Origin of the sequence: Clostridium sp. UBA1652 (assembly GCF_002320975.1) — a bacterium.
Classification (GTDB): Bacteria; Bacillota; Clostridia; order Clostridiales; family Clostridiaceae; genus Clostridium_T; species Clostridium_T intestinale.
Genome location: NZ_DCLI01000083.1, coordinates 1 through 3,812 on the forward strand (window position 1 = coordinate 1; position 3,812 = coordinate 3,812).

3 protein-coding genes are annotated in these 3,812 nt (G+C 27.4%); 2 read left to right on the top strand and 1 reads right to left on the bottom strand.

Annotation, left to right across the window (positions count from 1 at the left end; genetic code table 11):
* Window positions 1–76: 76 nt before the first annotated feature.
* The gene (locus B3N22_RS17370; protein ID WP_286909018.1) at window positions 77–1,786 is read right to left on the bottom strand and encodes an Rqc2 family fibronectin-binding protein; all 1,710 of its coding nucleotides are present in this window, start codon (window positions 1,784–1,786) and stop codon (window positions 77–79) included.
* Between the two features lie 75 nt (window positions 1,787–1,861).
* On the opposite strand from B3N22_RS17370, the gene dapF reads away from it, so the two are divergent.
* Together dapF and B3N22_RS17380 are read left to right on the top strand one after the other, a co-directional pair.
* On the top strand, window positions 1,862–2,680 hold the full coding sequence (gene dapF / locus B3N22_RS17375; protein WP_286909020.1) for a diaminopimelate epimerase: 819 nt from the start codon (window positions 1,862–1,864) through the stop codon (window positions 2,678–2,680).
* A gap of 24 nt (window positions 2,681–2,704) precedes the next feature.
* Complete coding sequence (locus tag B3N22_RS17380; protein ID WP_286909022.1) at window positions 2,705–3,730, top strand: hypothetical protein; 1,026 nt, start codon at window positions 2,705–2,707, stop codon at window positions 3,728–3,730.
* Window positions 3,731–3,812: the final 82 nt, after the last annotated feature.

The window sequence follows — 3,812 nt, forward strand, 5'->3', positions numbered from 1 at the left end:
TAGAAGAATTCAAGAATAGAATAATTCTTGAATTCAAAAATATCTTAAAAATTTTCTGCAAGACAGGGGTTAGTGGCTAAAGCTTATTAATTCTAGGCTCAGAAGGATTTATATAAATGGTTTTATTTTGAGAATATATTACCATTCCAGGCTTTGAGCCGTTAGGTTTTTTTATGTACCTAACAGGTGTATAGTCAACCGGAATATTAGAAGATAACTTTCCTTTACTATAAAATGCAGCTAAATTAGCGGCTTCCTTAATTGTAACTTCAGAAGGGTTACTACCTTTAATAATTACATGTGAGCCAGGAATATTTTTTGTGTGAAACCATATATCTTCTTTATTTGCAAATTTTAAGGTTAAATAGTCGTTTTGAATATTATTTTTCCCAACATAAATATGGAATCCGTCACTAGAGATAAAATGCAAGGGTTTAGAAACCTTATTTTTATCCTTTTTTGAACTTTTCTTAAAACGAATATAACCTGTTTCTATTAATTCATTTTTTATTTCCTCAATATCGTCATAGCTTTCTGAGTTGTTTAAGTTAGACAAAACAGAGGTTAAATAATTAAACTCTTCTTCATTTTTCTCCAATTGTTCAAAAGCAGATTGCTCTGATTTTTTTAACTTATTATATTTTTTATAATAGTATTGAATATTTTCTGATGGAGTTTTATTTTCATCAAGTTCAATATCTATATATTCATCTTCAGATTCACTATAAAAATTTAATAAGCTGACTTTTTTATCACCTTTTTTTATATTATAAATATAGGAGCTTAAAATATCTGCTTTAATCTTAAAATCTTGTTTAGTAGAGCAATCTTCTATAGTAGCATTAAGTATTTTAGACTTCTTATTACATCTCTCTATATTGGTATTTATTATCTTTTGTATATCGCTAGCCTTACCTTTTAATCTATCTTGTTTATCTTTTTGTTTGTAGAAATTTTCAAGAAGTTCTGATGGATCTTCATAAATTTCCTTATTTAAATCCTTATAGATATTTAAATTTAAACAATAAAAATCTTTTAATTCCCCATTCTGATTATATAAAGTAAAAGAGGTTTCATTTAAAATATCGCTGAAAAACTTTTGAGAGTAATTATAAACTTCCTCCATATCCTTATTTAAACTATTAGAATAAAGTTCTTCACTTAAGACTTTACCAACACCAGTAAAAGTCTTGCTAAAAAAGCTAGAGTTAAACTTTAAGTCTTTTGTGGCTAGGAAACTATTAAATTCATCATAAGTAAATGATAGAGGATTAAGTTTGTTGCTTTCAGGTGGATAAACGTAGCTTATTCCAGGAAAAAGAACTCTATAGGAATTGATTTCTGAGGTTATGTGTTTAATAGATTCCATAATCTTATTATCTCTATCTCTTACTAAAGTTATATTACTATGTCTACCCATTATTTCTATTATTAGTTTATAAACTGAATCAAATCCCAGCTCATCTGTAGACTCAATAAGCATGGTTAAAATACGATCATTTTCATATTGAGTAATTTCTCTTATTTTACCATTTGTTAAATATTTTCTTAAAACCATACAAAACATTGGGGCTTTTAGTGGATTTACCTTAGATTCTTTAGTAAAATGAATACGAGGATAGTTACTTGAGGAAGAAATTAATAGTTTTCTGTTTTTTCCTCCAGTTCTTAATGTGAAAATTATCTCATCTTTTTCAGGTTGATTTATTTTATCTATTTTTGCATTCAATAAAAGTGGTCTTAAATAATTTATATAATTGTGTAGAAAAACACCATCTAATGCCATTGTAGTCTCCTTTCAAAAAACATATAAATTTAGTATACACGTTTAAAATAATTGTATCAAGGTGGAGGTAAAGAAATGAAGTTTTATAAGATGCATGGAAATGGAAATGATTTTATTGTAATTGATGATAGAAATGAGACGTTTTTAGGGAAAGAAAGTGAGCTAGCTAAAAAGGTATGTCATAGACACTTTGGTATTGGAGCAGATGGAGTACTTTTAGTTAGGAATAACAAGGAAGCGGATTCAGAAATGGTTATAATTAATTCTGATGGCTCATATGCAGCTATGTGTGGTAATGGCTTAAGATGCTTCATAAAGTACATATATGATTTAGGAATTGTTAAAAAGAGCAAAATGAAAATAATGACTGGCGATGGACTTAAGGATGTGGATATAAAGCTTATTGGAGATCAAATCTCTGAAATAAAGGTTTTTATGGGTAAAGCTAGTTATGAACCAAATAAAATACCAGTAAAAATAAATGAAAAATTAAAAGATTTTGAACTACATGCAAATAATAAAGAATATAATATTACATCTATGTTATTAGGAGTTCCACATACTGTTATATTTGAAGAAGAAGAAACAGATATAACGGAAGGTAGAGCAATTGAAAAACATGAAATTTTTCCTGAAGGAACAAATGTTAATTTTTGTGAGGTACTTGATAGGGATAATATAAAAGTGAGAACTTGGGAAAGAGGAGCAGGGGCAACTTTAGCTTGTGGTACTGGAAATTGTGCTGCGGCCGTTGCGGCTTTTGATAAAGGATATACAAATAAACAGGTTAAGGTACATGTTCCAGGTGGGGTTTTAGAAGTATTAATTGAAACGGAAGGGGTATATATGATTGGAAATGCGGAAGTTATTTGTAATGGAGAGGTATATATATAAACTAACAAAATGAAGAATGCTAGGTTGATATGTGTTTTTATAATAACCTCATGCCTTCTTTTTGTTTCATGTAAAAATACACAAGTTGAAAACAATAAACCTGAGAATGAAATAACCTTTAAAAACTATGAAGGAATTAATAAAGTAAGTGTAATTTATGATAGGAATGGAAAGATATCTTTAATTAGCGATATTTATAAAAATGAAGTTCTTTCAAAAAATGAAGACGGATATGTTTTATCCTATAGAAAAGAAACTAACTCATATTTAAAAGCTTCAGAGATTTCTGAAGAAAAAAAGTTGGTTTTAGGGATAAATAATAAAGAATATATATTAAAAGATTTCACCGATTTATCTAGTGCTAAACAGTCTCCAAAAGGGAATAAGATTTTGTATAAGAAATATAATGAAGCTGAGGAAGTTGAGTTTTCTATATTTGATAGCTCTAATGAAAAAGATATTCCCTTGGAAATAAACACTTTAATATCAGGCGAAAATTACTTTTGGAAAGATAATAATACTATTATTTATTATGGAATTAATGATAAGGAAAATAAAAATGGGATATATTCTTATAATATATCCTCAGATGAAGAAACCTTATTGTATGAGCTTAAGCAAGGAATAATAGAATATATGCAATTAACTGATGAATATATTTACTTTATGCTCAATTCTTTAAATGGAAAAAAAGAAGTAAATAGATTTTCCTTAAAGGATAAAAGCTTAGTCAAAATTACAGATAAATTTAAGTATATTAGTTCCGTAGCTGAAGAAGCTGGAAGTATATATATATTAGGGGAAGAAGAAAGTAGTGGTGCCTCTATATATAGTATTATAGATGGTAAACTAAAAAGAGTAATATATGATTTTCCTAGGCAAATAGATCCTGATAGAGGGATGATTAAAGATAAAGATGGAAATATATTGTTTATAGGATATGAAAATATTAAAGAAGATGAAGATGTTTATGTTTATAGTACAGTAGATAAGGGTACAAAAATCATTTCTAAAAAAGTAGGGAAGTATTTCTTTATAGAAACAAACTAAATTTAAGTTTGTTTCTTTTTTTATGTTTATTTTGTGAAAAATAGTCAAGTATTATAGTTAAGAGACTAACTATATGAAGTCA

What these genes read in the sequence shown, in the direction of transcription:
- B3N22_RS17370 (WP_286909018.1), bottom strand. Translation starts at nt 1,786, where the DNA reads ATGGCATTAGATGGTGTTTTTCTACACAATTATATAAATTATTTAAGA.
- dapF (WP_286909020.1), top strand. Translation starts at nt 1,862, where the DNA reads ATGAAGTTTTATAAGATGCATGGAAATGGAAATGATTTTATTGTAATT.